This window comes from Clostridioides sp. ZZV14-6153 (assembly GCF_020657855.1).
Taxonomy (GTDB): domain Bacteria; phylum Bacillota; class Clostridia; order Peptostreptococcales; family Peptostreptococcaceae; genus Clostridioides.
This window is the reverse complement of record NZ_JAGWCZ010000005.1, coordinates 162,612-189,560: the sequence shown is the minus strand read 5'-3', so window position 1 is coordinate 189,560 and position 26,949 is coordinate 162,612. Positions and strand designations below refer to the sequence as shown.

At 29.5% G+C, this 26,949-nt stretch carries 32 protein-coding genes and 1 riboswitch; all 32 genes read right to left on the bottom strand.

All coding sequences use genetic code 11. From position 1 onward, the window contains the following. Positions 1-2: 2 nt before the first annotated feature. Positions 3-884 (bottom strand): FliM/FliN family flagellar motor switch protein, encoded by an 882-nt coding sequence (locus KGF46_RS08840; protein ID WP_227842629.1) that lies wholly within the window; start codon positions 882-884, stop codon positions 3-5. A gap of 22 nt (positions 885-906) precedes the next feature. Next, a complete protein-coding gene (locus KGF46_RS08835) occupies positions 907-1,668 on the bottom strand; it encodes a flagellar hook-basal body complex protein (protein ID WP_227827753.1) in 762 nt (253 codons plus the stop codon). A gap of 20 nt (positions 1,669-1,688) precedes the next feature. Next, complete coding sequence (locus KGF46_RS20345; protein ID WP_227827754.1) at positions 1,689-2,462, bottom strand: flagellar hook-basal body complex protein; 774 nt, start codon at positions 2,460-2,462, stop codon at positions 1,689-1,691. A 40-nt stretch (positions 2,463-2,502) separates the two neighbouring features. Then, complete coding sequence (locus KGF46_RS08825; RefSeq protein ID WP_227827755.1) at positions 2,503-2,688, bottom strand: flagellar protein; 186 nt, start codon at positions 2,686-2,688, stop codon at positions 2,503-2,505. Next, positions 2,673-3,098 (bottom strand): DUF6115 domain-containing protein, encoded by a 426-nt coding sequence (locus tag KGF46_RS08820; RefSeq protein ID WP_227827756.1) that lies wholly within the window; start codon positions 3,096-3,098, stop codon positions 2,673-2,675. The genes KGF46_RS08825 and KGF46_RS08820 overlap by 16 nt, the downstream gene beginning before the upstream one ends. A 12-nt stretch (positions 3,099-3,110) precedes the next feature. Next, complete coding sequence (locus KGF46_RS08815; RefSeq protein WP_227827757.1) at positions 3,111-3,812, bottom strand: sigma-70 family RNA polymerase sigma factor; 702 nt, start codon at positions 3,810-3,812, stop codon at positions 3,111-3,113. Positions 3,813-3,825: 13 nt separating this feature from the next. Beyond that, positions 3,826-4,704: a MinD/ParA family protein gene (locus KGF46_RS08810; RefSeq protein ID WP_227827758.1), complete on the bottom strand. Its 879-nt coding sequence runs from the start codon at positions 4,702-4,704 to the stop codon at positions 3,826-3,828. Continuing rightward, positions 4,701-5,717 (bottom strand): flagellar biosynthesis protein FlhF, encoded by a 1,017-nt coding sequence (flhF, locus tag KGF46_RS08805; protein WP_227854681.1) that lies wholly within the window; start codon positions 5,715-5,717, stop codon positions 4,701-4,703. Before flhF ends, KGF46_RS08810 begins: the two co-directional genes overlap by 4 nt. Then, positions 5,692-7,767, bottom strand: a complete 2,076-nt coding sequence (gene flhA, locus KGF46_RS08800; protein WP_227861939.1) for a flagellar biosynthesis protein FlhA — start codon at positions 7,765-7,767, stop codon at positions 5,692-5,694. Before flhA ends, flhF begins: the two co-directional genes overlap by 26 nt. 8 nt (positions 7,768-7,775) lie before the next feature. Further along, positions 7,776-9,590 (bottom strand): fused FliR family export protein/FlhB family type III secretion system protein, encoded by a 1,815-nt coding sequence (locus KGF46_RS08795; RefSeq protein WP_227861938.1) that lies wholly within the window; start codon positions 9,588-9,590, stop codon positions 7,776-7,778. An 11-nt stretch (positions 9,591-9,601) separates the two neighbouring features. Continuing rightward, positions 9,602-9,871 (bottom strand): flagellar biosynthesis protein FliQ, encoded by a 270-nt coding sequence (fliQ, locus tag KGF46_RS08790; RefSeq protein WP_227856540.1) that lies wholly within the window; start codon positions 9,869-9,871, stop codon positions 9,602-9,604. Between the two features lie 12 nt (positions 9,872-9,883). After that, complete coding sequence (gene fliP, locus KGF46_RS08785; RefSeq protein ID WP_021382683.1) at positions 9,884-10,549, bottom strand: flagellar type III secretion system pore protein FliP; 666 nt, start codon at positions 10,547-10,549, stop codon at positions 9,884-9,886. Continuing rightward, entirely contained in the window at positions 10,550-10,924 is a 375-nt protein-coding gene (locus KGF46_RS08780; protein WP_227827764.1) for a flagellar biosynthetic protein FliO, read from the bottom strand. It abuts the gene before it with no gap. A 14-nt stretch (positions 10,925-10,938) separates the two neighbouring features. Further along, positions 10,939-11,382 (bottom strand): flagellar basal body-associated protein FliL, encoded by a 444-nt coding sequence (fliL, locus tag KGF46_RS08775; RefSeq protein ID WP_227827765.1) that lies wholly within the window; start codon positions 11,380-11,382, stop codon positions 10,939-10,941. A gap of 11 nt (positions 11,383-11,393) precedes the next feature. Continuing rightward, positions 11,394-12,089: an OmpA family protein gene (locus tag KGF46_RS08770; protein WP_227827766.1), complete on the bottom strand. Its 696-nt coding sequence runs from the start codon at positions 12,087-12,089 to the stop codon at positions 11,394-11,396. Then, on the bottom strand, positions 12,079-12,897 hold the full coding sequence (locus tag KGF46_RS08765; protein ID WP_227827767.1) for a motility protein A: 819 nt from the start codon (positions 12,895-12,897) through the stop codon (positions 12,079-12,081). Before KGF46_RS08765 ends, KGF46_RS08770 begins: the two co-directional genes overlap by 11 nt. Further along, complete coding sequence (locus tag KGF46_RS08760; protein WP_054268815.1) at positions 12,897-13,100, bottom strand: flagellar FlbD family protein; 204 nt, start codon at positions 13,098-13,100, stop codon at positions 12,897-12,899. Before KGF46_RS08760 ends, KGF46_RS08765 begins: the two co-directional genes overlap by 1 nt. Before the next feature lie 12 nt (positions 13,101-13,112). Beyond that, the gene (locus tag KGF46_RS08755; RefSeq protein ID WP_227861937.1) at positions 13,113-14,093 is read right to left on the bottom strand and encodes a flagellar hook-basal body protein; all 981 of its coding nucleotides are present in this window, start codon (positions 14,091-14,093) and stop codon (positions 13,113-13,115) included. A gap of 26 nt (positions 14,094-14,119) precedes the next feature. Then, positions 14,120-14,728, bottom strand: coding sequence for a flagellar hook assembly protein FlgD (locus KGF46_RS08750; RefSeq protein ID WP_227827769.1), 609 nt, complete (start codon positions 14,726-14,728; stop codon positions 14,120-14,122). A gap of 17 nt (positions 14,729-14,745) precedes the next feature. Next, on the bottom strand, positions 14,746-15,951 hold the full coding sequence (locus KGF46_RS08745; RefSeq protein ID WP_227861147.1) for a flagellar hook-length control protein FliK: 1,206 nt from the start codon (positions 15,949-15,951) through the stop codon (positions 14,746-14,748). 28 nt (positions 15,952-15,979) lie between these two features. Then, positions 15,980-16,426 (bottom strand): flagellar export protein FliJ, encoded by a 447-nt coding sequence (gene fliJ / locus KGF46_RS08740; protein ID WP_227861146.1) that lies wholly within the window; start codon positions 16,424-16,426, stop codon positions 15,980-15,982. 31 nt (positions 16,427-16,457) lie between these two features. After that, positions 16,458-17,777: a flagellar protein export ATPase FliI gene (fliI, locus tag KGF46_RS08735; protein WP_227827772.1), complete on the bottom strand. Its 1,320-nt coding sequence runs from the start codon at positions 17,775-17,777 to the stop codon at positions 16,458-16,460. Between the two features lie 3 nt (positions 17,778-17,780). Continuing rightward, on the bottom strand, positions 17,781-18,521 hold the full coding sequence (locus KGF46_RS08730; RefSeq protein ID WP_227856568.1) for a FliH/SctL family protein: 741 nt from the start codon (positions 18,519-18,521) through the stop codon (positions 17,781-17,783). Further along, positions 18,505-19,575: a flagellar motor switch protein FliG gene (gene fliG / locus KGF46_RS08725; protein ID WP_227827774.1), complete on the bottom strand. Its 1,071-nt coding sequence runs from the start codon at positions 19,573-19,575 to the stop codon at positions 18,505-18,507. Before fliG ends, KGF46_RS08730 begins: the two co-directional genes overlap by 17 nt. A 12-nt stretch (positions 19,576-19,587) precedes the next feature. After that, positions 19,588-21,132, bottom strand: a complete 1,545-nt coding sequence (fliF, locus tag KGF46_RS08720; RefSeq protein ID WP_227827775.1) for a flagellar basal-body MS-ring/collar protein FliF — start codon at positions 21,130-21,132, stop codon at positions 19,588-19,590. Positions 21,133-21,156: 24 nt separating this feature from the next. Next, positions 21,157-21,474 (bottom strand): flagellar hook-basal body complex protein FliE, encoded by a 318-nt coding sequence (gene fliE, locus KGF46_RS08715; RefSeq protein ID WP_227827776.1) that lies wholly within the window; start codon positions 21,472-21,474, stop codon positions 21,157-21,159. A 9-nt stretch (positions 21,475-21,483) separates the two neighbouring features. Beyond that, on the bottom strand, positions 21,484-21,888 hold the full coding sequence (gene flgC, locus KGF46_RS08710; protein ID WP_227839298.1) for a flagellar basal body rod protein FlgC: 405 nt from the start codon (positions 21,886-21,888) through the stop codon (positions 21,484-21,486). A 7-nt stretch (positions 21,889-21,895) separates the two neighbouring features. Beyond that, positions 21,896-22,213 (bottom strand): flagellar basal body rod protein FlgB, encoded by a 318-nt coding sequence (flgB, locus tag KGF46_RS08705; protein ID WP_227434666.1) that lies wholly within the window; start codon positions 22,211-22,213, stop codon positions 21,896-21,898. Positions 22,214-22,617: 404 nt separating this feature from the next. After that, positions 22,618-22,708: riboswitch (cyclic di-GMP riboswitch) on the bottom strand. 308 nt (positions 22,709-23,016) lie between these two features. Next, positions 23,017-24,108 carry a DegT/DnrJ/EryC1/StrS family aminotransferase gene (locus KGF46_RS08700; RefSeq protein WP_227839299.1) on the bottom strand — a complete coding sequence of 364 codons (1,092 nt, stop codon included), beginning with the start codon at positions 24,106-24,108 and terminating at the stop codon, positions 23,017-23,019. Positions 24,109-24,189: 81 nt separating this feature from the next. After that, positions 24,190-24,597, bottom strand: a complete 408-nt coding sequence (locus tag KGF46_RS08695; RefSeq protein ID WP_227839300.1) for a sugar 3,4-ketoisomerase — start codon at positions 24,595-24,597, stop codon at positions 24,190-24,192. Positions 24,598-24,687: 90 nt separating this feature from the next. After that, entirely contained in the window at positions 24,688-25,632 is a 945-nt protein-coding gene (locus KGF46_RS08690; protein WP_227842635.1) for an ornithine cyclodeaminase, read from the bottom strand. A gap of 19 nt (positions 25,633-25,651) precedes the next feature. Further along, positions 25,652-26,884, bottom strand: coding sequence for an ATP-grasp domain-containing protein (locus KGF46_RS08685; protein ID WP_227842636.1), 1,233 nt, complete (start codon positions 26,882-26,884; stop codon positions 25,652-25,654). Between the last annotated feature and the right edge of the window lie 65 nt (positions 26,885-26,949).

The window sequence follows — 26,949 nt, the reverse complement described above, 5'->3', positions numbered from 1 at the left end:
AATTACACCTCTTTTTTGACAGCATCATTTATTTTCACACCCTTTTTACTTGATATAAATCCTGGTGTTGCTGTGTATGATTTTGAATTTTCTACATATACATCTATATAATCATTTATCTTTTTATTTGTTACTATTACATCTCCAACTTCTAGTTTAAGTAAATCCTCAACATTAATTGATACTTTACCTATCTCTGCAATAACTGATAATTCTATATTAGATACACTATCATAGATTTTCTTAGTGAATTCTTCTGAATTATCTCCTGCATCCATATCTAAAAATTCTACTACAGAAATATTTTCCAACATGGCCTCTAAACCATTGTATGGGAAACAAAGTGAAACCGTACCAATATACTCATTATCATTTAGCACTTTTAAATCTACAACACATACAGGTGCAGTTGGTGAACACAATTGTGGTAAATTAATATGTGTGTGTGTATCTAATACTTGTATGTTTTCAAAGCCTTCAAATAAATGCATATTTCTTACTAAATCCTCCATAAGATGTAAAAGTAATTTCTTATCAAGTTCTGTAAGTTCTCTTTTAGTATCTATTATAACTCCATTTCCTCCAGATGTTATATCAATCCACATATCAGCTACACTTCTATCTATTCTAAAAGAAAAGTTTTTCATAATAGGTTCCATCGAATTTTGTACTACTAAACATGAAGATGTTACCCTATCTAAAAAGGTTTGATAATTTACTTGGTCTATATTCTCAACCACCATACTAGAATTACACTTAAGTTCATAAACTATATAGTTTTTATATTTTTTACAGAATTCAGCTAATAAAAAATTTAAACAAGTTAAATTTTCTCTTGAATAACTCTGAGGTTTGCCGAAATCATAATCTTTCATATCATACATGAATATTCCTCACCTTACATAATTATTTAGCTCTTAAATTATTAGCTATTTGCCACATTTCATCTGCTGTCTTTATGCCTTTTGAATTCATTTGAAATGCCCTTTGAGTAGCTATCAAGTCAACAAATTCGTCTTGTAAAGAAACATTTGACCTTTCTCTGTAGCCCTGAACTATATCCACTTTTCCAACTTGTTTGACTTGTCCTGCATCAGTTGCAACAAATAGGCTATCTCCTTCAGATATAAAATTTTGAGTTCCTATAGGTTCATATAAGTTTATCTTTCCTATTTTCTTATTATCTACAGATAAATCTCCATTTCTTGAAACTGTTAAGTTTGTATTATTTATATTTGTATTATTGTAGTTATAACCTGCATCAAATTGAACGTCTAATATATTTCCATTATCATCTACAATCTTACCTAAAGCATCTACATTAAATCCACCATTTCTTGTATATGCATATGTACCATCATTTCTTATTACTCTAAAAAACCCTTCTCCATCTATTGCCAAGTCGCTTTTACTATTTGTTGGAGCTAATGCTCCTTGTTCATAATTTCTCATAGGAGCTGAGACTTTAGAACCAGTTCCAGTTGATATATCTTTACCATTTGTGGGATATGATGGTCTATTTAATACTTCATCTACTAAATCAGAATATTCTATATTTAGCTTTTTATATCCTGTGGAATCATTATTTGCTATGTTATTAGATATTATATCTAGTTTACTTTGATTTGCTGATAAAGCTGTTTTACTAGTATAAAACATTGTGTACATAAAAATTCACCTCCTATTATTTATCTTACTGAACCAATCTCGCTTGCTATTTTTGCTAATTTAGAATCCATAGCTTGAATTATCTTTTGATTTGCTTCATATTCTCTTGAAATTGTCATCATATTGTTGATTTCAGATACCATATCCACATTAGATGACTCTATAGCATTTTGTATTGTATATGCATTATTTGCTTTTATAGCTCCTTCTCCAGAATATAGGTTATCGCCTTCTTTTTTTAGCTTATTATAGTCATTAAAATCTACCATATTAAATTTGTACATAGCATTTCCGTCCAGTGATATTGTATTATCCTTTGCTACTTCAAATTTTTTATTTCCTACATTTATATGACCCACAGCACCAGTAACAGTATTTGTTCCAAGAACATAGTATCCTTCACTAGTTATAAGGTCTCCTTGATTATCTGTCCTAAAATTCCCATTTCTAGTATAAAACTGATTCCCAGCTGCATCACTAACCAAAAAGAACCCCTTACCTTGAATAGCTACATCCATTTTATTATCAGTCTGTTTTATAGGACCTTGGTTAAAATCTGTAATAGTTTCATCCATAGAAACACCTGGACTTATTTTTCCTATCTCTTGCTTTTGTTTAGTTCCATTTGCATAGTTATTGTAACCTTCTAATTTCAATTCATCAAAACTTTTGGTTAAAAGCTGTTTACTTTTATATCCATTAGTATCCATGTTGGCTAGGTTATTGACAACAACATTTTGCTTTTGTTGATTTGTTATCATAGCAGAAACTGCTGTATATAATCCTCTTATCACATTATGACCTCCTTTTTTGTAAATTGTTCAACAAGACTATTTATTCTAAAACTTTCATCTCACTTGCATATTTCATACCTAGTGTTCTGGCCTTTTTTTCTATCTCTGCTTTACTCATATCATTATTACTAAAAAGCATTATACATAAAGTTGATATTAATATACCAATCCCTATTCCTAAAAGTACTTTTTTATCAAATAATAACATTCTTATATTTTGTAACAACTCCTTATTAATGACAGTTCACCCTTTCCAATATCTAGCATCTTGCATATTTCCACATCATCATAACCAGAATTTATAAGATGTTTCACTTTAAGAGATAGCTCATTTTCTTGTTTTATTTCCTGTTTTGATTCTATAAATATATCTTCTTTTTTTTCTTCATTGGTTTTCATTAAGCTATAATTTTCATAAATTTTTATATGATTATTACTTCTTATTTCAGCAAGTACTTTATCTAAAAAGAATCTTCTTTTTTCTGCAACTATCAATCTATCATTTGCCTCATATTCCTGTTCAAATATTTTGTCAAAATATCTGTTATCTTTATTTTTTGATTCCTTATGTAAATTTGCAATTATAGTTACTATTATCAAAATAGACACTACTATTAATATAATTTGTATCCTCACATCAATCACCATCTATATAGAATATTTAAGTTCTTTTATTTTGTTTCTTAGGTTTCTTATTGATTTTCTGTGGAGTTGTGAAACTCTTGATTCTGAAACACCCAGCACTTTCCCTATTTCCTTTAGATTTAAATCTTCATAATAGTACAGTGAAAGTATCAATTTTTCCTTTTCCCTTAAATTACAAATTGCTTGAGATAAAATTTCTAGTTTTTCTTCTTCCTCTATTACATTTGCTGGAATATCTTCCTCTCTGTCACTTATTGTATCTTGTACAGTTTCATTTGTATCTTCAAAGATTACATGGTTTAATGACACAATATTTAGCATATCTATATTATTTTCAATATCATAAAGTTCCTTTTCTGAAATATTTAATTCATTTGCAATTTCATATGAAGTTGGCTCTCTTAATAACTCAGCCTGTAATTTTTCTACTACTCTATTATATTTATTTACTTTAGTTAAATTGTGCTTAGAGATTGGACTTTGATTTCTAATTTCATCTAATATAGCTGATTTTATTTTTATATAAGAGTAACTAGAAAATTTTGCTCCTTTTTCAACATCAAATTTATTTATTGCATCAATCAATCCAATAACTCCACTATTTACTAAATCTTGATATTCAAAGCCTTTCCCAGGTATAAAAAATTTTCTTGCTATACTCTTTACAAGAGGCATATTCTCTTTTATTAATTCTTCTCTATTCATTAACTACGCCTCCTTAGCTTTTAAATATACTAAACATTTTTCTTAGTAGACCCTTACTCTCATCAATATCTTCTCTTGACTGACTTACCATTCTCTTTGCTATAGATATAATACACTTTGAAGCGCTACTTGTAGGATATTCCAGAATAAATGGTATCTGCTTTTTTACAGATATTCCTACTTTTTTATCATCTATTATATATCCATATAGCTCTAAATTAAGATTTAAAAATTTGTCTACAACCATCTTTATTCTGTTGTATGTAGATTTTGCCTCTTCTAAATTTATTACCCTGTTGATTATTATGTTTGCACTTCTCTTTATACCGAAATTACTTATAGCCTTTAGTAAGCTATATGCATCAGTCAATGATGTTGGCTCTGGAGTTGTTATTAAGAAAAATTCAGTACTACAATATATAAATGACAATAGACTTTTACTCATACCAGCTCCTGTATCAATTATTATAAAATCGACATCATGAATCTGTTCTATGCTATGTATAAACTTATTTCTTTGAGCTTCTGTAAAATCTTCTATATGATTAAGTGCAGAACCTCCAGAAATTATATTCACACCATATTTAGTTTGTGAAATTATATCTTCTATATTTTTTTCTCCATTAATTACATCAATTATCGTACCTTTTACATTTACACCCATTATTATATCTATATTTGACATTCCTATATCTGCATCTAATATAAGAACTTTTTTATTAAGCCTAGTCAAGCAGATAGACAAATTTGTAGCAAGATTACTCTTTCCAACACCACCTTTCCCAGAAGCTATTGTAATTATCTTAGGTGCATTCCCATTATCTACTATAAATTCATCAAGTCCTTTTTTTTCTATTGCCATTTTTCTCAAGATTTGAGCTTGGTCAATCATATACTTTCAACTCCTAATAGTAATCTTATAATCTTATCTTCATTAGGTTTTATAATATCATCAGGAACATTTTGCCCTATTGTAATATATGATATTGGTTTTTGTGCATAATTCACTATGTTAAAGATGGAACCATATGTGATTGTTTCATCTAGCTTTGTAATTATTAAGCTTTTAAAGTTAACATTTCTATATGAATCTATAATTGCTTTTGTATCATTTTCTCTTGTTGTGCAATTCAAAACTAAGTGTATATTATCAGTTTCAGCTTTATCTATGAGATTTTTGATTTCTAGTATTTGCATAGAATTTTTATATCCTCTACCTGTGGTATCTATTAATACAACATCACAATCTTTCATCTCATCAAGTGCCAACTCCATCTCATCAGGGCTTATTACTCCTTTAAAAGGAATATTCATTATGTCAGTATATATCTTTAACTGCTCTACAGCACCAATTCTATAGGTATCTATAGTTATTACACCTACTTTTTTATTTTCCTCAAATACTAATTTTGCAGCTAACTTTGCTATTGTAGTTGTCTTACCTACTCCTGGTGGTCCAACTAGAGCGATTTTCCCATTTATCGTTGGATTTTCTATTTTAATCTTTTTCTTTAGACTTTCCACTAAATTTTTACTTGTATCAATTCCATTGAACTTCATTTCTTGTAAGTCAGTTCTTATGGACTCTACAATTTCTTCATTTAACTCTAGATTTAGTAGATTCTTACATATTTTATCTATATCATTGTCATTCTTATTATCAAACCCCATATTACTTATAATTGACTTTAATTGTTCTACCTCTCGTTTCAAGTCATTTTGTTCTACTTTATCTATCTTTTCCCATCCAACAGTTAATTCGATATCTCTCTTAGAAAAAATACCTCGTATTCCAGATTTTCTTACCTCTTTTTTATCTATTAATGTAATATTGTCACCCAATTCCATTTTGGCTAGATTCATAGCATCCTGAATTGTATCAGCTGTATACTTTTTCGTCATCATATATGCTCACCACACCTTCTGCTTTGATTTTAACATCATTAGGTATTTCATTTAATGATAGTACCGTCAAATTAGGATATACAATCTCAAGTAGTTTTCTAAATGGTGCTCTTATCTTTGGTGATACTACTATTACTGGTATATTATGATTGAAATATACATTACCTATTACATCTTGTATACTTTCAAATATTTTGTTTGTATTTTCTGGGTCAACGGCTGGATAAGTTCCATTTACAGACCTTTGTAAATTATTGGATACTAATTCCTCAGTTTCTGGAGATAATGTAGCCACTACAATTGACTTATCTTCATCCACCAAATTCGTACAAATACTTCTAGCTAAAGCTATTCTCACATATTCAGTAAGAAGCTCTATGTCTTTTGTATTTCGAGACTGGTCTGCAAGTGTTTCAAGTATTGTAACCCTATCCTTTATATTTACTTTTTCTCTCAACAGATTTTTAAGTACTTTTTGAACCTCACCAAGTGTCATTAAATCTGGTATCAATTCATCAACTACAGCACTATAATTTTCTCTTGCTGCATCTATAATAGTCTTAACTTCTTGTCTTCCCAGCAATTCATGTGCATTGGATTTTATTATATCTAGTAAATGGGTTATAAGTATTGTGGATGAATCTACAACTGTATAACCTTTTAACTCTGCATCTTCTACCTTATCACTTTCTATCCAAAGTGCCTCTATTCCAAAAGTAGGCTCAATTGTCTTTATTCCAAATATATTAAAACCTTGATTCATAGGGTCCATACATAAAACCATATTAGGCATTATCTCATATCCACCAACTACATTACCTTTTATCTTTATATTGTATTGGTTCGGATTTAATTGTAAATTATCTCTTATTCTTATAGGTTGTACAACGATACCCATGTCTATGGCACATTGTCTTCTTATTGATGCTATTCTCTGAAGTAAATCTCCTCCTGCTGATTCATCAGCTAGAGATATTAATCCATATCCAATTTCTACTTCTATAGCTTCTACATTTATTAAGTTTGTTACATCTTCTACTTCGTTTTTGTCTGGATTTACCATATCAGGTTTTTCAAAATCTAAATCTTCTAAGGTATCCTTCTTTTCTCTTCCTAAGAAGTAACCTGCTGCTATTGCACCTATTCCCAGTGAAAAAAACGCTGGTTTAGGTAATCCAGGCATCATACCAAGTACAATTAAAACACATCCAGTCATCATTATTGCTTTTGGTATTGCTGTTAATTGCTTACCTACTAAGTCACCAAAGTTTTCATCAGTCGAAGCTCTTGTTACGATTATACCAGCTGATGTAGATATTAGTAGAGCTGGTATCTGGCTTACAAGTCCATCACCTATAGTAAGTCTTACATAAGTCTGAGCTGCACCCATAAGAGTCATGTTTAGCATTACAGCTCCTATTACAATTCCTCCTATTATGTTTATTGCTGTTACTATAAGACCTGCTATAGCATCTCCTTTTACAAACTTATTTGCGCCATCCATAGATCCATAAAAATCAGCTTCTTGTTGGAGTTCTTTTCTTCTTTTTCTAGCGGTTTTGTCATCTATAACTCCTGCATTTAAATCTGCATCTATACTCATCTGCTTCCCTGGCATGGCATCTAACGTAAATCTAGCTGTTACTTCAGATACTCTTCCAGAACCATTAGTTATAACGACAAATTGAACAATTAATATAATTAGGAATATAATTATACCTACTACGTAATTTCCACCTACAACAAAACTTCCAAATGCCTCTATAACTTCACCTGCATATCCTTGAGTTAAAATCAATCTAGTTGATGAAAGATTTAATCCCAATCTAAATAGTGTTGTAACAAGTAACACTGTTGGAAATATAGATAAATCAAGTACATTTGTTGTAAATAATGTCATTAATAAAATTAGCACAGATAAACTTATGTTAATTGCCAGTAAAATATCTAATATAAATGTAGGTAATGGCACTATCATCATAAGAACAATTCCTACGACACCAAAAGCCACTATTACGTCCATATGTTCCTTTAGATTAAACTTATTCATTACTTATCCTACCTTTTTGGGACTTTGTATCTATTTTTGATTTTATATACTGCTACTAATATCTCTGCAAAAGCTTGATACATGTCCTCTGGAATTTCTTGGTCTATTTCTACTTGCTTATATAACAACCTAGCGATAGGTTTATTTTCTATTATTGGGATATCATTTCCCTTTGCGATTTCCCTTATTTTAAAAGCTAAATAGTCTGCACCTTTTGCCACTACTACTGGAGCTTGGTCCTTTCCTTTTTCATATCTCACTGCTATAGATAAGTGAGTTGGATTGGTTACTATTACAGTAGCGCTTGGTACTGCTTGCATAGTCCTTTGAGATGAGATTTGTCTTTGTTTTTGTTTTATTTTAGCTTTTATTTCTGGGTCCCCTTCTGAGTTTTTATATTCATCTTTTACTTCTTGTTTTGTCATTCTAAGTTGCTTTTTATGACTATATCTTTGATAAAAATAGTCTGTAGCTGCTATAACTATCATAGCTATGCAAATTTTACTTAATATAGAATATACTAAGTCTTTAATTGTATACATTAAAGTTGGAAGATATATATTACCTAGCTTTAAGATATCTAAATAATTATCTTGAAAGAATTTATATCCTATGTATGCTAAGACAGATATAATCGCTACATCCTTTATTAAAGTTGATAAACTTTTCATAGAAAACATATTTTTGAATCCACTAACTGGATTTAATTTTGATAGATTTGGCTTCAAAGTTTCCCCAGTAAACAATATTCCCACTTGAAACAGGTTAGCTACTATACCTAAAACCAAGAATGGAATAGCTATTGGCAAAAATATCTTAAAAAAATCCATTAATCCCACTATAACTAAGTTTTCTAGATTTGAATAATTTATGTCCATATAAAAATTCACACTTAAAAAATGATTAAGTGAAGATTTAAGTGTATCCACTACATATGAAAATAATGTAGGGACTAATAAAGTGAATGCAAATAGAGTCATTGCAACGGGTAATTCTCTACTTTTTGCTATATTACCTTTTTTTCTTTGTTCTCCCTTTTTCTTTGGAGTGGCTTCTTCTGTTTTATCTGCTGAACCCATAAAAAACATGGGGGCTAGTGCAAAAGTTCCCTCATACATCTTTGGTATCTGACTCAATAAGTGACTTATTTGGTTGACAATTAAAGGTATTGATATGATAAATAGTGCTATACCAACCAATATTTTTAATGGCATACCAACTATCATTACGTTTAGTTGAGGTACACTTCTTGATATAAGACCTAATATAAAATCTGCCATAAGCAGACAAAGTACAATAGGTATTGCTATTTTGAATCCAGTTATAAAGCACTGCACAAATATGTTTATTATATAATCTATATTATTATCTACAAATGATTTTCCTATTGGAATTAACTCAAAACTATACCTTATACCTCGAATTAAAACATGATGCCCATCCATGCTAAAAAATATCATTATTGCTGTCCAGTTCATAAGATTATCAATTAAAGTTGTTTGAGCCATTGAGTTTGGGTCAAACATATTAATCATTGATAATCCCATCTGTTGGTCCATCATAGAACCTGCCATTCTGATACTATAAAAACATAGATTAGTTATATATCCGAGAATAATCCCTGTTATCGTCTCATTTATACCATATAACGTAAACATTACAATATTATCTATATTTGTTGCATATTCAATTTGCATAGTACTTGAAATCAATATTGATATAATGATTGCAAAAAGTGACTTAAATAAAGCAGGTGTACCAGCTGGAAATAGTATTCTCAATGTTCCGAAGAAGGCTACTATTCTAATAAATACAAAAATCATATGCACCCTACCTACTTAGTTATAAGAGATATCATATTGAATATCTCAGAAGTAAAATTAATAAGAGTATGTAACATCCAGCTTCCACCAATAGCTACTATTAAAAGAATTGCTATTAATTTTGGTACAAAAGTCAATGTTTGCTCCTGGATTTGAGTTGTAGCTTGAAACACACTTATTAAAAGTCCAACTACAAGAGAAACAATTAGTACTGGAGCTGCAATCATAGCTCCTGTAAACATGCCATTTTTAAGAACACTCATTATCATAAATTCACTCATACTATTTTTCTCCTATCCAAATCCCAATATCAATGTTTTTACTATCAAGTTCCATCCATCTACCATTACAAATAATAACAACTTAAATGGTAATGATATCATGACTGGAGGCAACATAAACATTCCCATAGACATCAAAACACTTGCCACAACAAGGTCTATTATCAAAAATGGTATGTATATTAAAAAACCTATTTGAAAAGCAGTTTTTAACTCACTTATCGCAAAAGCTGGAACTACAACAGATAAGGGTATATTTTCACGAGTTAATTTTTTTTCTTTTAACCCTGCCTGTTCTACAAATAAATCTAAGTCAGTTTGTCTAGTTTGCTTTAATAAAAACTCTTTAATAGGCCCTTCTGCTTCCTTCATAGCTTTTTCCATAGTGATTTCTTCTTTAATATATGGTTGTAATGCCTTTTCGTTTATTTCATTTAATACTGGTCTCATTATAAATATTGTCAATACTATTGCAAGCCCTACCAAAACTTGACTTGGAATTGCCTGTTGTGCTCCTAATGCTGATTTTAAAAATGATAAACTTATGACTATTCTAACAAAGCTTGTCATCATGAACATTACAAATGGTAAAAACATTAATGCAGTTAGAAATAAAAACAATTGCATTGAACTTGTATATGGTACGTCAGCCAAAGGTAATTTTGATAATAGTTCCATTTACTTATCTTCCTTTTTTGTAAATTTTCCAATATATCTACTGAAATCATATTTTGCTTTGATTTTTTCCATTTTAAAATCTTGGATTTTAAAATTTCTTTCTTTAATGTCATCTTCTATTTTTGATATTTCTTCTTTGGTCAAATCTTTTATCTTATTCATACTAGCTGAAGAAGATGCAATAATACATCCTTCTTCACCTATTTTTAAAATTATTATGCTATTGTTTTTATTTATACTTACAATGTCTAGTATTTTTACATATTTGTCATTGTATTTTTTTAATAAAGTTCCCTGGCTAATTTTTAAAGATAAGACTATCAATATTAAAATTATTGGAATACATATTAATATCTTTAATAAATAAAGTATCATGTCTTACCATCCTTTTATTGTACTACTATATTTGTGAAATATATGTTTTGTATTACATTTCCACCTAAATTTGTATTTAAAGTATTTTTTATTTCATCTTTTATATTATTTAGGTTTTCAGCAGCAAAATCATCTGCTCTTTTTGCCATAAGGCAATTTATGATATTATCTCTAATTAAAGGTGTATTTTTTTCTATATCTTTATATGAAGCATCATAAGACACAGTTATTGACACCTTTAAATATCTTACACCTTCATCAGCTAGCTTCAATACCATTTCTTCTAAATCAAGATTTTCTGTTTTTATTTCATCTTTACCTTTTCCTGTTGGAATAAACAAACCTATAATCTTATCAATTTGTCCATTTCCACCTTTACCTAATATAAAAAACCCTGCTCCTGCTGAGAAAACAATCAGTATCAAAATAATTAGAATAATTTTTTTATTTTTGAACAAAACTCTTCCTCCTAGTCGATAGTTATAAGTATATTAACTCTTCTATTTTCAGCTCTTCCTTTTGCTGTATCATTTGAAACTAAAGGTTGATACTCTCCACATCCTGTTGCTGAAAATAGTTTAGGGTCCATGCCCTTTTCTTCTACAAAGTATCTTACAACACTTACTGCTCTACTAGAAGATAAATCCCAATTGGACTCATGTGTACTTGATTTTACAGGTACATTATCAGTATGACCTTCTATAACTATCTTATTTTTCATCATTTTTATCATGTCATATACTTTATTTAGAGTAGCTTTACTATCAACTTTTAACTCCGAAATCCCAGAGTCAAATAAGATTGAGTCATCTAACTCTAATAAAATCCCTCTACTATCATCCTTAACTGTTACACTCTTTTGTAAGTTAGAATTATTAACCTTATCTTTTAAATCTTGTTCTAAATCTGACTTATCATTTTTATCCACTAAAACACTATCTATTGGAGACTTCGCACTTGTACTTGAACCTGTGTTAAACATACTTACTCCAGAAAACTGACCTTTTAATGCATTTGATATATTTTTAAATTTTTCCATGTCTACAACTGATGTTGCATATAGCAATACGAAAAAAGTAAGAATTAGAGTTATTGTGTCTGCATAAGTGGCCAACCATGCATCTGGGTTTATCTCATCTTTTTTTTTATTTTTTTTACGCGCCATTACTAATTACTCTTTCTGTATTTTTATTAGATTTCAAGAACTCTAGTCTTTCACTTCTTGAAAGATATGTTGCTAATCGTTCTTCAACTACTATACTGCTTTCGCCAGATTGTATACTTATTATACCTTCCAGCATCATTTCTTTTATGTAAACTTCTTTTTCCGTTTTTTCATCTATGTTATATGCAATTGGATTTAAAGCAATATTTGCAAGTAGAGAACCATAAAATGTAGTAATTAATGCTTTTCCCATACCAGAAGCAATCAAATCTGGTGATGTAAGGTCAGATAACATTTGTATAAGACCTATTAGAGTCCCCAACATTCCAAATGCAGGTGCAAATGTTCCCCAAGTTTTAAATATCTTTGAATATCTGTTATTTGTATCTTCAACAGAATCTATCTCTAATTCTAATATAGACCTTATTTCATTGACTTCCAGACCATCAATACATAGCTCTAATCCTTTTTTCATAAATGGGTCTTGTATTTTCATTACATCACTTTCTATTGACAAAAGACCTTCTCTTCTCGCTTTTTTGGAAAGTGCTTTAAACTGATTCAATAAGTCTAATCTTGATATACTCGTTGTTTTAAATGAGTATTGTAGTGCATTTTTTATAAGTTTCATGTCATCAATAGTAAATGTAATCATCAATGCTCCAAATGACCCAAATACTGTTATTAATATTGATGAAAAGTCAAAAAAACTTTTTAATCCTGTACTACTTCCTTTTACTGCTCCAAATAAAACTAATACTGTAGATAATATTAGTCCAATGAATGTCAGTGAATCTGTTTTTTTCATTACTTTTCGCTCCTAATATAACCTACATTTATTTTCCTTTTATACTTTATTACTTTATCTACTATCTCGTCTACAGACTCTTTTACAAGATTTTTTTCTCCTGTTGTAAGTAATATTCTACTTTCCGGAACTGAGTCAATTCTTACTATAAGGTCTGAGTTTAATATGTAGCTTCTTCCGTTTAAATCCGTTACTCTTATCATACTATGTACCTACTATCTCTTAAGACTTATTATTTCTTGAAGTATCTCATCTGATGTAGATATTATTTTACTGTTTGCTTGGAAAGACCTACTTGCTATTATCATTTCTGTAAATTCTTCTGCTATATCTACATTGGAAGCTTCTATTGCTCCTTGTATTATTGTTCCTGTAGCTCCTGCTACTTGTGGGTCTCCTGAGTTTGCTGATGGCTTGTATAGGTTTCCTCCTTCTGCGTCTAGTCCTGCTGGATTTTGGAATGCATATGTTTGTACTTTTTGAATCTTACCATCATTAATATTTAAACCAGATGCATCTCCTACTTTTTTACCATCAGGTATAGGATATACAAACTGTGTTCTTTGACCATCACTTAATAAAAATTCTACAGTACCATCTTTTGATATATTGTACTCCAGTACATTTTGTACTGTACCATCTTTAGGGCTTACACTTTGAAGTGGTATTACAATAGGTTCTTTTCCTTCTGCAGTAGCATTTTTAGTAAATTCACCAGTATCAGGATTATATGTACCCTTATAAACCTCACCTTGTAACATATATCCATCACCATTTACAAGTCTTCCACCTTTGATATTTTGCAAAGGTCCAGCTGCTGCTTTAAATCCTGTATCTAAGTTAAAAGAACCATCTCTTGTATACATAACTGTACCTTGTCTCACTACTGGAAGATACCCATCGCCATCTATCATCAAATCTGATGGTCTATTAGTTGGCTGTACATTTCCTTGTGTCATATCTTTATTTATACTTGATATCTTACTACCTACACCTACTTGTCCTAAGTTTGTTCCCCCTAACGCAGCTGTTGGAGCACTTGCATATAGTACAGTTTGATAAAATGAATCTGTTATTCTAGCTGAACTTTTCTTAAAAGCAGTAGTCCCAGCATTTGCTACATTGTTACCTATTACATCTAGTTTTGTTTGATTTGCTTTCATTCCACTTACACCTGAATACATTGCTTTTATCATGAATTTACCTCTTTTCTAATTTAATATTATTCTTGTTCTGGAGATTCTTGCTCTGGAGGGTTATTTTCTTCTCCTGAAGTTGTATCTACTTCTCCTATTTTAAGTAATTTTTCATATTTAACATCTACAGTTTTATCACTACCATCTACTTTCAGTTCTAAGTGTACCTCTCCATCTTTTATATATGTGGACTTTACTACACCTACAATGTTTTCATCTTCCTTCTCTTCTCCAGATACTTCTACTTCTTTACCAATTAATGACGTTGCCATACTCAAAGCAGAGTTTATTAGAGTAGAGTTACTTAAAGCTAAGAGTATATCTAGCTTGTCGTTCATAGCTGACATCTTTTCTAAAGTTGCAAACTGAGCTAATTGTGATACATACTCTGTTGGGTCTTGTGGATTCATTGGGTCTTGATTACCCATTTGTGCTACAAGTATTTTCATAAACAAGTCTTTATCAGCATCGTCACCCTGCCCTATAATTGGAGTTCCGTTGTCTGTTACTGTCTGATTTCCTTTACTTCTAACTTGTTTATTCGCAATATCATTAATATTTCTTTCAAGTTGGCTCAAGTTATTTGACCTATAGTTTCCTTGAGCCCCTGCTAAAGCTGTTGCCACTCCATACATACAGTATTACCCCCTTATTACGCTAATAAATCTACTCTATCATCATCAATAAGATTTTCTTTAATCTCATCTTCTATGACTATATTGTTACGCTTATTATTTGTATCCTGCTTATTCATATTTTCTTGGTTATTTTGTCTGTTCTGTTGTTCAAATGCTTTATCAAAAGTATCTGATGTATTTCTATTATCACTATGCATTTGCACTGATACATCTTTTATATTTACATTCGTAAGTTCAAGATGTTGCTTTAAATCTGTTATATTTTTATTTATAGAGTCAAATACGTCTTTATTAAAAACAGTTACAACAGCTTTCATACTCTCATTATCTTTCAATAATTGTATGTTCATATCTCCCAATTCTTTTGGTCTTAATTTAATTGTTAACTCTTGTATATCATTTGTTTTCATATGTTTAATAGCCTTAATCGAATCATCCATGACGTTTGATTCTATATGTTTTAAATTAACATTATCGCTTTTAGTTTTGTTTATATCCATGCTTTTATTTATTACCTGACCCAAATTTCCGTTTTTATTTCCATTAACCCCTGCTAGTTTTTCCAAAATATCAGAACTATCATCTCTTTGCTTATTTGAGTTAAGATTGTCCATTCTATTACTATCAAAGTTGTATAAATCTATGCTTTTATTATCATCCTCTGTAGTTTTACTAATTACTTCAAAGTTTTCGTTAACATTATTATCTAAAAGCTCTCTTAACTTCATCATGTCTAAATTTTGCGCTTCATCAGATTTATTCGCATTAGCTTTATTTAACTCTGCATTTTGGTTTGCAATCTTATTCAACATATTTTTATTAAGTTTAAGTTCTTGTTTCAATTCACCTGATACATTTAGCTTTTCTATATCATTTAATATAGAATTTATATCTTTATCTTTTTTATCATTATTTTTTAAAATATTTAGTAATTGTTGTAAAATCTCATTAATCTTACTGCAATCTTTTTCATATGTACTTTTATCTTCTAAGTGATTACTTTTATCTTCATCTAAATGACACTCATTATCACTATCTTCTGGTTTATCTGAGCTAACATTTTGATTGCTTGTTTCTTTTCTATCTTTAACTGGTTTATTGTCTGTTACCTTATACAAATTATCTTCAAATTTATTCTTTTTTACATCTTTATTCTTAGATGAACTTTTTTTATCCACAATATCTTTAATAACATTATAAGAATCTGCTTGTATCTTCATACAATAATATCCTCACTTCCTACTATTCTTATAGAACTTGTCTATTTCTCAAATAACTCATACTTGCAAACTCATCATTAGTTTTTTGTTCCTTTAAATTTTCTTCTCTATAATACTGTCCATACTTTTTCTCTTTTAGTTTTTCTAATGATTTTCTTTCTATCTGTTTGTCTATAAGCTGTTTTCTAGCTTTTTCAAGTTCATTTGTCGACTTATCCAGTTCCTCTGATAAATCCATTATAGAGCTATTTAGAGCCAACAAATAGTTAATAGTTATTTTTTGATTTTGAATACTATCGTTATCTTTACTTATAGCATATTTATTATAATTACTTTCTAAGTTTTCTAAATTATTCTCTATATCTATTTTTTTTTGTTGAATTTTAGCAAACTCCATTTTTATTTTTTCTTCATCTTTCATTTTTAAGTCTAAAACTTTCTGTAATCTAAACTTAAAGTTTTTATCCAATTCCATCACAACCTCTTCAAATATTTTTTTAAGTTATTTATTCAAATATTCTTTTCAAGCTACTTATAGTTTCGTTAAAAGAGCTCTTTTCATTTATACCTTGTTTTAAAAAATTGATAATATGCTCATGATAATAGATTGCTTCATCTATTTTTTTATTGGTACCTGAAGCATATGCACCTATATTTATCAAATCTTCTGCTTCTCTATATTCAGAGAGCATATCTCTTGCAAATGATGCTATTTTTATATCTTCTTTTGAAGCAATCTCATTCATAAGTCTACTTAAACTATTCAAGACATCTATGGAAGGATAATGGTTCTTATTTGCCAAATCTCTAGATAGAACTATATGACCATCCAGTATCCCTCTTGTAGTATCTGCTATTGGCTCATTAAAGTCATCTCCATCAACTAATACTGTATAAAATGCAGTGATAGAGCCTTTATCTGATGTCCCTGTTCTCTCCATGAGTTTTGGTAAAATGGCAAATACAGATGGTGTATATCCTTTTTGTGCTGGTGGCTCTCCTATGGCTATTCCAACTTCTCTTTGCGCCATAGCAAATCTAGTCACAGAATCCATCATAAGTATTACTTTTTTCCCTTGATCTCTAAAGTATTCGGCTATTGCAGTGGCTGTAAGGGCACCTTTAAGTCTAACTAATGGTGCTTTATCTGATGTCGCACATACAACAACAGATTTTTTCATTCCCTCTTCACCTAAGTCTTTATCAATAAAATCTAATACTTCTCTTCCTCTTTCTCCAACAAGGGCAATTACATTTACATCTGCTTTTGCATTTCTAGCAATCATGCCTAGAGTTGTACTCTTACCTACTCCACTTCCTGCAAATATTCCTATTCTCTGTCCTTCACCACAAGTAGTAAATGCATCTATTGCTCTTACACCTGTTTCCATTATATTGCGTATCTTTTTTCTCTTCATTGGGTCAGGAGGTTCATTATTCAAGTTGTATCTGTCTCCTAAAACAACTTCTGAGTTGTCTATAGGATTTCCAAGACCATCAAGTACTTTACCTAGTAAATTATCGCTACACATAACACTTAAAGGTATCCCCTTAGAAATAACTTTACAACCAGGTGCTATTAATGTTAACTCTCCTAATGCCATTAATATTACTTCTTTATCTTTAAAACCTACTACTTCACAATTCACTGTTTTGTTGACTTGATTGTATATAACACATAGCTCTCCAACAAAAGCTTTTATCCCTTCAACTTCTACAGTAAGCCCTATTATTTTCTTAACTCTACCTTCTGATATAGTAAGTTCTAAATTTTCTATTTTCTTATTTATTTTGTCAAAATCTATAGATATATCAGTTTTATACATACTTTATTCACCAAGCAATTCTTCTTTTAGTTTTTCCATAGCACAATCAATACCAACTATTATTCTTCCATTTTCCTTTTGTATAATAGCATTTCCTTCATCTATGCTATCATCTGCAATAACAAATACACTTGATTTTAATGATGTTTCTTCTTTAAATAATTCAAACTCTTTCTCTATATTATCTTTATAGAAAGAATTACATCTTACTATGAATGAACTACTTCCTTCATAATCTTGAATAATTTGCTTTAACAAATCACTCATAGATTCTTCATCTTCAAAGTGCTTTTTTAGAACAGAACTAGCCATATTAATAGCAAGTCTTATAATCTCTTTATTTTTTTCCTTTATGTACTCAGTCATTTTCTCATTAGCTTGTAATAAGATTAAATTTGCCTGATTTCTTATAGAATCTGCTTCATCTTTAGCTTTTTGGGTATACTCATTATATGACTCTTTATATCCATCCTCATATCCATTTTTCTGACCTTGACTATATCCTTTTTCATATGCTTGCTTTTCTATATTTTGTGCATTTATTTTTGCTTCTTCCAATATCTCATTCTTTTTTATCTCAGCAGATTCTATAGCTTCTTTTATTACTTCATCTCTAAATCTACAATCATTATCTTCGTTTATATTTGATTCTCCCACTCTAGCTTTATCTATTATAGATAAGTCTAGTACTCCTTTATATGATGCTTTTTCACTTTTGATAATTTTATTATTCAACAAAGTCATCACCAAAATTCCTTACAATAGTTATGGCACCTTCTCTTTCAAGTTTTCTTACAATACTCACTATTTTTTGTTGAGCACCTTCAACCTGAGTAACCTTTATGACACCAACCATTTCCATCTCTTCTTTAAGTGCTTCTGCTGCCCTAGAGGATTGATTTCTATATATAGCATCTGATATTTCATCATCCACACCTTTTAAAGCATATACTAAATCCTTCATAGTTACTTCTTTCAGTACTTTCTGTATGCTTATATCATCTAACTTGACAATATCTTCAAATACAAATATATTAGATTTAATTTGAGCTGCTAAAGCTGGGTCTTTTTCTTCAATAGTATTCAAAATATTCTTTTCTGTTTTTCTATCAGAATTAAGCAATATTTGAACTAGAGTAGCTATTCCTCCATAATCTTTAAAATCTTCACCACTTATTGAATGCATTTTATTCTCTAATGAAGTTTCAATTACACTTATAACTTCTGGAGATATTGAACCCATTGAACTTATTCTCATAGCTACCTCATTTTGTAAATCAAAATCTAAATAAGCTAAAACTTCTGCACCATTTTCAGGTTCCATATGTGCAAGTAAAATGGCTATAGTCTGTGCACTTTCATTTCTAAGTATTTCTAATATCTTCTTTACATCTAGTTTTATAATATGTTTAAAAGGTTTTGTACTTGTATCTATTGATATACCCTCAAGTAATTTACTTGCTTTGGCATTTCCCAAGGCATTACTTAACAATTCTTTGGCATATTCAAGCCCGCCTTCTATAACATAATCTTTCGCTTTATTTATTTCTACAAACTCTTTTAATATTTCTCTTCTTTCTTTTGAAGCTATTGAAGAAATATTTGCAATTTCCAAACCTATTTTTTGAACTTGTTTATCTGGTAGACTTTTTATTATATCACTAGCCACAGTTGGACCTAATGTCATTAACAGTACAGCGGCTTTTTTTAAACCTTCACCTTCTACCTTCTCTTTCTTATCATTTTCACTTATATCACTTAAATCAAACGCATTAACATTTGTAATTTCCGCGGACACTTTCTATCCCCCTTACTCATTTAACCAAGTTTTTATTATCTCTGTGACTTGGTCTGGTTTTTCTTCTGCATACATTTTAACAGCTTCCTCTAATGTCAATTCTGGGTCATCCCCTAACAGAGGATTGTCTTTCTTATCAATAGAATTAGTACTATAAACTTCATCTTCATAATCCATGTCTTCTTGTTCACTTCTCTTTTTATATATTAAGTATCCAATAACACCTACTGCAACAACTGCTACTACTCCAACAACCGCTTTTATTATATTGTTTTTGAATCCTTCTTTTTTAATATCTTCCATTTCTTGTTTAGCTTCTGCCTTACCCTTAGGGTCAAATACCATTGAAACAACGCTAAGAGTATCTCCCCTAGCTCCATCCATGCCTATAGCATTATTAACAATATCTTCCACATCAGCTTGAACACCTTTAGCTATTTTTCCATCTATAGCAACAGAAGCTGTCAATCTTTTAAGTTCTCCAGGCGCAACTATAGTATGAGTTTCAATCTTACCTGTTTCATATTCAAAACTCTCATCCAAACTATCTTCTGTATTAGTACCATTTTTATTTCCTTGGTTATTCATATTAGCATCTACACCTTGGACATTATTTGTCGCAGATTTAGATGAATTTTTTGACCTTGTTTCCTTTATAGCAACTTTATCAGGGTCAATTTTTATTTCAGTTTTTTCAGCTGTATCAAAACTCAAATCAGCATTTACTGTAGCTTTTACCTTTCCTGTACCAAATATTGGTTCTAACATGTCTAAAATAGATTTTTCTAATTGTTTATCCAGTGCCTGCTCAGATGCCTTATTTTTATCAATACTAATAGCACCATTTATCGGTTGATTGTTTTCATCAACTTCTTCATCGTCTAAGATGCCTTCAGATAATAAGTTCATTTTGTTATCAATAACTTGAACATTTTTCTCTGGTATATTTGTAACACTTCCTGATACAAGTGCCATAACAGATTTTATTTGATTTTTCTCTAAAGTTGTTCCTGGCTTTAGCATCAAATAAACTGCTGCACTTCCTGGAACAGCCTCCTTCTCAAATACAGAAGATTCACCAAATGTTATATGTACTCTACTATCTTCCACCTGAGGAAAACTCTTGATTGTTTTTTCTATTTCTCCTTGCATCATTCGTTGCTTCTTAATTTGAAACTCTTCATCAGTAAGCCCTATTGATGAACTATCATCCATAAGTGCAAATCCTTTAGAACCACTTGTCAAGCTTGGAGCTAACTCTAACCTCAACTTATCAACTTCTGTTCTAGGAACATAAATTGTACTTCCTTTTACCTTGGTATCTATCTTTCTAGACTCTAATTCTGCTGATATATCTGCAGCATCTTGAACATCTAGCTCTGAAAATAAGACTGCATACTTATTTTTGCTTGCAGATATTGCTGTAAATACTAGCGCTAAACATATAGCAACAATCCCTATACCTAATGCTATCTTAGTCCCCTTTTTTAGAGAACCTATTTTTGTCCTAGATTTAGCAACTTGCTCCTTAATCTTATTTTTAAAACTGGCTATCATTGATTATTACTCCTGTTCAAAAGACTAAATTTGTACTTTATTCATTTCTTGATATGCATCATGAATCTTATTTCTAACTTCTATTAGATATTGCATAGATAGTTGTGCTTCTTGACCTATTAACATAACTTCATGCATAGAAACATCTTCGCCTTTTATAAATTTTTCTTTCATATCATCTGCTGTCACTTGTTGAAAATTAACTTTATCAATAGTATCTTTTATTACATCTTCAAAATTCTTTTTTTCTTCTTTATTATTAGTATTTAATGGTTTAGTTTCTCCAATTAAGTTCTCTAACTGTGCTCCTTGCACTAGGTTGTTAATCTGTGTAATTGGCATAATTTATCCCTACTTTCCTATTTCCAGTGCTTTTGCTATCATAGACTTCTGAGCATTTAATGTATCTATATTAGACTCATATGCTCGTGAAGCAGTTATTAAGTCTGTCATCTCAACTAATATATTTACGTTTGGATATTCTACATATCCATTTGGCTTTGCATCTGGGTGAGATGGGTCGTATACTTCTTTAAGAGGTGATTTGTCATCTTCAACAGATGTGACTTTTACTCCTAACATACCTAATTTATTATCATAATTTTCTTCAAATGATACAATTTTTCTTCTATATGCTTCTCCATTTGGACCTCTTGTAGCATTTATATTAGCTACATTTGATGATATGATATCCATTTTTAAACTTTCTGCTGTTAATCCACTAGCAGAGATTCTCATCCCACTGAACACACTCATCTTCTAATTACCTCCCACTTATTATTGATTTTGTCATTGCTATTTTGCCATTTGCAAAACCTATCAAAGCATTATATTGTAATGTTGTCATTGCTTGATTTACTTTTTCTTCTTCTATATCCACATTATTGCCATCCACTCTTAAACCTTTAGAATTGTCTGTTTTTTCTTCTATTTTAGGCATGGCATCATTTAATGTTTCTTCAAAAGTTACATAGTGTTTCTTATAGCCTTCAGTATTTATATTTGCTATATTATTTGCTATTGCCTGACTTCTTAAATTAGTTGCATCTAATCCCATTTTTATAATGTCATATGTATTCATACTCACTCCTCCTCAAAATATATTTATCTACTATATTTAGTGATTAAAATTGAAGTTACTATATTACAAAAAATGACTTCTTTACCCATCTAAATTTATTACATTTCTATTATATTTAATATAACGATTTATTTTTTAGTAAGAAAACAAATCTTTTTTTAATTAACCTCAATGAAAATAAAAAAAAATTTTAATATGTATTTAAATATTTCTTCGTAAAGTTGCTCTTTTTTGTAAAATAGCGACTTTTCTAGATAGTCTATCTTTATTTTTACTTATAGTTGGTAAAATATGTTATCATTTGTATTTTCTACTGTAATAAAGTGAACTTTAGCAACAAAATGACTGCCAAAAAGGCAGTCATTTTCGACTAATTCTGCGTATACAGTATACTTAGTATTCTTTTTGGCAACTGGCTGACATAGTTCGTATATACAAACCTTAGCCCCTATAGCTTTGCGTCACTAGATTTATCTAGTTTTGCCTATTTAGTTTTAATTTAAGTATACAATAAATAACAATTTTTTTAAATATTTTTTTTATGTATACTTAAATATTTTATTTTAAAAACTTAGTTATTATTAATTATACAGATTATAAATACTATATTCTACAATTTTATAATAAATTGTCTGAAAATATTTTTATTTTAGAAAAATATAAGACAAATCTCATCTTCATTCTATATTTTTCCATATATTTCAATTTTATTTATGTAATCTATCAGTATCTAAAAATATCAATTAACGAATCTTAAATAAACTATACATAAAAAATTTATTTATGGTATTATTACAATTAATTTAATATTCATTTATAATTTTAATTACATAACTAACTTCTTCATCTTTCATGCCGACAAATAAAGGTATACTAACAACTTTATTTGAATAATTTTCAGCTATATTAAAACTACCCTTTTTATATCCCAAATAAGCATATGCTTCAGATAGATGAGGCGGTATAGGATAATGTATTATAGACTCTATACCATTTTTCTTTAAGTATTCCATAAATGTCTCTCGTTTTTCAACTTGTAAAACAAATAAATGCCATACATGTGTACAGTTCTTTTCTATTTTTGGAAGTATAACTTTTGAATTGTTAATTTCATTAAGATATCTATGTACGATTTTTGACTTTTCATTTTCAATTTCATTAATATATTTAAGTTTTACTCTTAACAAACCTGCCTGAATTTCATCCAATCTTGAATTATATCCAACAAATTTATTATGATATCTCTTTTCCGAACCATAATTTCTAAGCACTTTCACTTTATCAGCTATTTCTTTATTACTCGTTACTATAGCACCTGCATCTCCAAATGCACCTAAATTTTTACTTGGATAAAAGCTAAAACATCCTACGTCTCCAAATGTCCCTGTCATTTTTCCATCATATTTAGCTCCATGAGATTGAGCACAATCTTCAATTAAATACAAATTATATTTTTTACATAATTCTTGTATCTCTTTCATTTTACTTGCCTGACCATATAAATGTACTACTAATATAGCTTTTGTCTTACTGTTTATCTTTTTTTCTATCTTAGATGAATCTATATTATAATACTCATTTGGTTCTACAAATACTGGATTTGCTCCATTTATACTAATTCCCATAACACTAGCAATATATGTATTTGATTGCACTATTACTTCATCGCCTTTACCTATCCCTAATGCTCTAAATGCAATTATCAGTGAATCTAAACCACTAGCTAAACCTACACAATATTTGCTACCTACATATCTAGCAAATTCTTCTTCAAAGTACTTTACTTCATTTCCAAGGATATAATATCCACTTTCCATTACATCCATAACCTTTTTTTCATATTCTTCTTTATGGATTTTAAATTGTTCTAATAAATTATTAAACTTAACTAACATAAAGTTACATCCTTACCTATCTATTATCTATGTAGCTATGCTAAATTTATTTAATTAAGAAAATATCTGTCTGCATAGTAACTAGATAATATCTATATATTTTAAAAACTCTTCATAATCTCTGATATACTCATCTTCATTATAATGTTCAGAAGCTATTGAAATTAAAACAGTTTTCTCATCAAAATCAAACATTTCACGCCATACCCCAGGTCCTATATACAGTCCCACATCATTTTTGTTTAGAACAATGGTTGTATCTCTAACACCATCATAACATTTTATCTTAACACTTCCATTTAGGCAAACTAACACTTGCTCTAAAGTTTTATGAGCATGAAAACCTCTCTTTACACCATGTGGTACCCCATATATGTAATACACTCTCTTTATATCAAAAGGTATAACCTTATTTGATTCTAATGCAATTAAACTTCCTACGTCCTCACTTCCAATAGATTCAAACTTAATTAAATTGTACTTTTCCATAAATCTCCCTACCCTGTTTATAATAACTTTTTAATAAGATATTACTTCATATTTTAATTTACAATAAATTCTTGTTAATAAAAAAATATACTACATCCAATATTTTTCCTTTGGTTCTTTTAAGTCTATATCCTCACAATTCAGAGTTTCACATAGTTCATAGATTTTACTTGCAAATAATATATCATGTATTGATAAACCTATATTGTAAGATACTATTCTTTCATCATCATTTTCTCTTCCTTGTGATTGTTTACTTAAAACATCATGAAACTCACATGAATACTTGTATTTATCTATATTTTCTAGATGTTTCAAATGATTATAATCATCTAAATATACTTTATCAAATAAATAATCTACATTTCCAAAACCCATAACATGTACAGGTAATAGTAATGCACCTTTTTTAAACCATTCAAATTCTGAAAGATATTCATCTGTATATGTAACAGTTGAAATTACCACATCTGAATCTACAATAAGTTCTTTATGTGTATCACATATATTAAAACTAAACTGGTCATTATCCTTATATTTTTGTACAAACAACTCTGCCTGGTCTTTATATCTAAACAACTTTATATTTATATTCCTATTTTTAAGGGTATATAAAAGCATATTCATTATAGAAGAAGCAGTTACTCCTAGCCCCATAATAGCAATAGTATTAAAGTCTTTTTTAGCAAAAGTATCAATCGCTAAAGCAACCACAGCAGCAGTTCTAAAGGCTGTAATATAATTACCATCTAAAATGGCTTTTAGTTTAGCATTGTTCATATCATATAGAAATATATCTGAATTTAAACTTGGATTTCTTCCTGGCAATCTTGTAACCATTTTTATTCCACCAATCATATGATTATGATTTAAAGATGGCATTACATTGTAAAATACATGCCCTTGTTCTACCATACTTATTTTTGGTGGTAATTGACAATCTTTTTTTGTCAGAAATGATTCTTTTATCCACTCATATCCTTGCCTTTGAGAGATATTTAATGACATAATTTGCTCATGAGTTATTAACTTCATACATACCATGCTCCCTTATTTAAAAATTTTCTATCATATTCTCATTATTCTCATCAAGTATTTCTATCATTTCATGAATATATTTTTTCTTTATATTGGCATCAAATATATTATTTGCTATTCCATAAATCCTTCCACAATCTTGCCTCTCGTCTTCATATAACTCTATTGTATCTCCCTCTTTTACAAGCAACAAAATTTGAGTTACATAATCTAAGTTTTCTATTTTATCTATATTATTTATCTTCTTTATTGTTCCAGGTCTTATGTATATTGGTAATGCGTATACACACTTTGATAAATGCATATTATATTTTTTTATTTCATTAAAATCGATGTCATTATTCACACTAAAATTTGCAAATAGCCTTCCTATATCTAGATCTGTTATATGTGAAATTGCCAAATAATCACATCCTCCAGGTAATCTTGGCATAACTTCAGACACCTTTATTCCATCTGCACCCACTAGCATCTGAACATAAAATGGTCCATTCTTTATATTAAAAGCCTCTGTTATCTTTTGATATATCGACTTTATTTCTTCTTCATACTGAAAACAATACTTTGATGGATATAGTAATCTGTCTGGTTTTCCAGCTCTCCCTACATGTATATTTACAAGCTCTCTATCTCCGATATAAAATACATGTGACTCTCCATTGTAAACCCAAGCTAGTCCTTGTATTTCCTCACTTTCATAAAATTCCTCAATTATTACTTGTCCATTTTGTGAGATTTCCCTAGAATATTCAAATTTTTCTATTAACTCCTCCACATTTGATACAAAATATACACCTCTTGAACCATAACCATCAACAGGTTTTATTACAAGCGGAAAATTTAACCCTTGTATTTTTTCTAAATCTTTTAAACTTTCAAGAATACAATAATCAGTTGTAGGTATTCCATTGTTTTTAAAATATTTTTTCATAACAGCCTTATTAGTTACAGACTCAAGTTGATTGCAAGAAATCACACATGGTAAATTTAATTCATTTGCAATATAAACATATGGTTTCATTAAAGAATCTGTAAATCCAGTCAAAATTCCATCTATCTTTTTATCTATGGCTATATTTTTTATTTTATCAAAATCAAATACATCAACATCTATTGCTTCATCACAAACTTCTTTTGCAGGAGTATCAATTCTATTATCACAAACAATTGTGTATATTCCTTCTTTTTTAGCTGACATAACAATATTCTCAAAATACTTAATTGAGCCTAAAATCATTAATCTTTTCATATACAAACCTTCTTTATAAGTTAATTATTTTTCTGTAAAAGTTAAAATACTATAGATTTACTACA

Bases quoted from the DNA above. Each gene is read 5' to 3' on its own strand.
- KGF46_RS08840 (WP_227842629.1), bottom strand. From the start codon at position 884: ATGTATGATATGAAAGATTATGATTTCGGCAAACCTCAGAGTTATTCA.
- KGF46_RS08835 (WP_227827753.1), bottom strand. From the start codon at position 1,668: ATGTACACAATGTTTTATACTAGTAAAACAGCTTTATCAGCAAATCAA.
- KGF46_RS08815 (WP_227827757.1), bottom strand. From the start codon at position 3,812: ATGAATAGAGAAGAATTAATAAAAGAGAATATGCCTCTTGTAAAGAGT.
- KGF46_RS08810 (WP_227827758.1), bottom strand. From the start codon at position 4,704: ATGATTGACCAAGCTCAAATCTTGAGAAAAATGGCAATAGAAAAAAAA.
- flhF (WP_227854681.1), bottom strand. From the start codon at position 5,717: ATGATGACGAAAAAGTATACAGCTGATACAATTCAGGATGCTATGAAT.
- flhA (WP_227861939.1), bottom strand. From the start codon at position 7,767: ATGAATAAGTTTAATCTAAAGGAACATATGGACGTAATAGTGGCTTTT.
- KGF46_RS08795 (WP_227861938.1), bottom strand. From the start codon at position 9,590: ATGATTTTTGTATTTATTAGAATAGTAGCCTTCTTCGGAACATTGAGA.
- fliQ (WP_227856540.1), bottom strand. From the start codon at position 9,871: ATGAGTGAATTTATGATAATGAGTGTTCTTAAAAATGGCATGTTTACA.
- fliP (WP_021382683.1), bottom strand. From the start codon at position 10,549: ATGGAACTATTATCAAAATTACCTTTGGCTGACGTACCATATACAAGT.
- KGF46_RS08780 (WP_227827764.1), bottom strand. From the start codon at position 10,924: ATGATACTTTATTTATTAAAGATATTAATATGTATTCCAATAATTTTA.
- KGF46_RS08770 (WP_227827766.1), bottom strand. From the start codon at position 12,089: ATGGCGCGTAAAAAAAATAAAAAAAAAGATGAGATAAACCCAGATGCA.
- KGF46_RS08765 (WP_227827767.1), bottom strand. From the start codon at position 12,897: ATGAAAAAAACAGATTCACTGACATTCATTGGACTAATATTATCTACA.
- KGF46_RS08760 (WP_054268815.1), bottom strand. From the start codon at position 13,100: ATGATAAGAGTAACGGATTTAAACGGAAGAAGCTACATATTAAACTCA.
- KGF46_RS08755 (WP_227861937.1), bottom strand. From the start codon at position 14,093: ATGATAAAAGCAATGTATTCAGGTGTAAGTGGAATGAAAGCAAATCAA.
- KGF46_RS08750 (WP_227827769.1), bottom strand. From the start codon at position 14,728: ATGTATGGAGTGGCAACAGCTTTAGCAGGGGCTCAAGGAAACTATAGG.
- KGF46_RS08745 (WP_227861147.1), bottom strand. From the start codon at position 15,951: ATGAAGATACAAGCAGATTCTTATAATGTTATTAAAGATATTGTGGAT.
- fliJ (WP_227861146.1), bottom strand. From the start codon at position 16,426: ATGGAATTGGATAAAAACTTTAAGTTTAGATTACAGAAAGTTTTAGAC.
- fliI (WP_227827772.1), bottom strand. From the start codon at position 17,777: ATGTATAAAACTGATATATCTATAGATTTTGACAAAATAAATAAGAAA.
- KGF46_RS08730 (WP_227856568.1), bottom strand. From the start codon at position 18,521: ATGACTTTGTTGAATAATAAAATTATCAAAAGTGAAAAAGCATCATAT.
- fliF (WP_227827775.1), bottom strand. From the start codon at position 21,132: ATGATAGCCAGTTTTAAAAATAAGATTAAGGAGCAAGTTGCTAAATCT.
- fliE (WP_227827776.1), bottom strand. From the start codon at position 21,474: ATGCCAATTACACAGATTAACAACCTAGTGCAAGGAGCACAGTTAGAG.
- flgC (WP_227839298.1), bottom strand. From the start codon at position 21,888: ATGAGTGTGTTCAGTGGGATGAGAATCTCTGCTAGTGGATTAACAGCA.
- flgB (WP_227434666.1), bottom strand. From the start codon at position 22,213: ATGAATACATATGACATTATAAAAATGGGATTAGATGCAACTAATTTA.
- KGF46_RS08700 (WP_227839299.1), bottom strand. From the start codon at position 24,108: ATGTTAGTTAAGTTTAATAATTTATTAGAACAATTTAAAATCCATAAA.
- KGF46_RS08695 (WP_227839300.1), bottom strand. From the start codon at position 24,597: ATGGAAAAGTACAATTTAATTAAGTTTGAATCTATTGGAAGTGAGGAC.
- KGF46_RS08690 (WP_227842635.1), bottom strand. From the start codon at position 25,632: ATGAAGTTAATAACTCATGAGCAAATTATGTCATTAAATATCTCTCAA.
- KGF46_RS08685 (WP_227842636.1), bottom strand. From the start codon at position 26,884: ATGAAAAGATTAATGATTTTAGGCTCAATTAAGTATTTTGAGAATATT.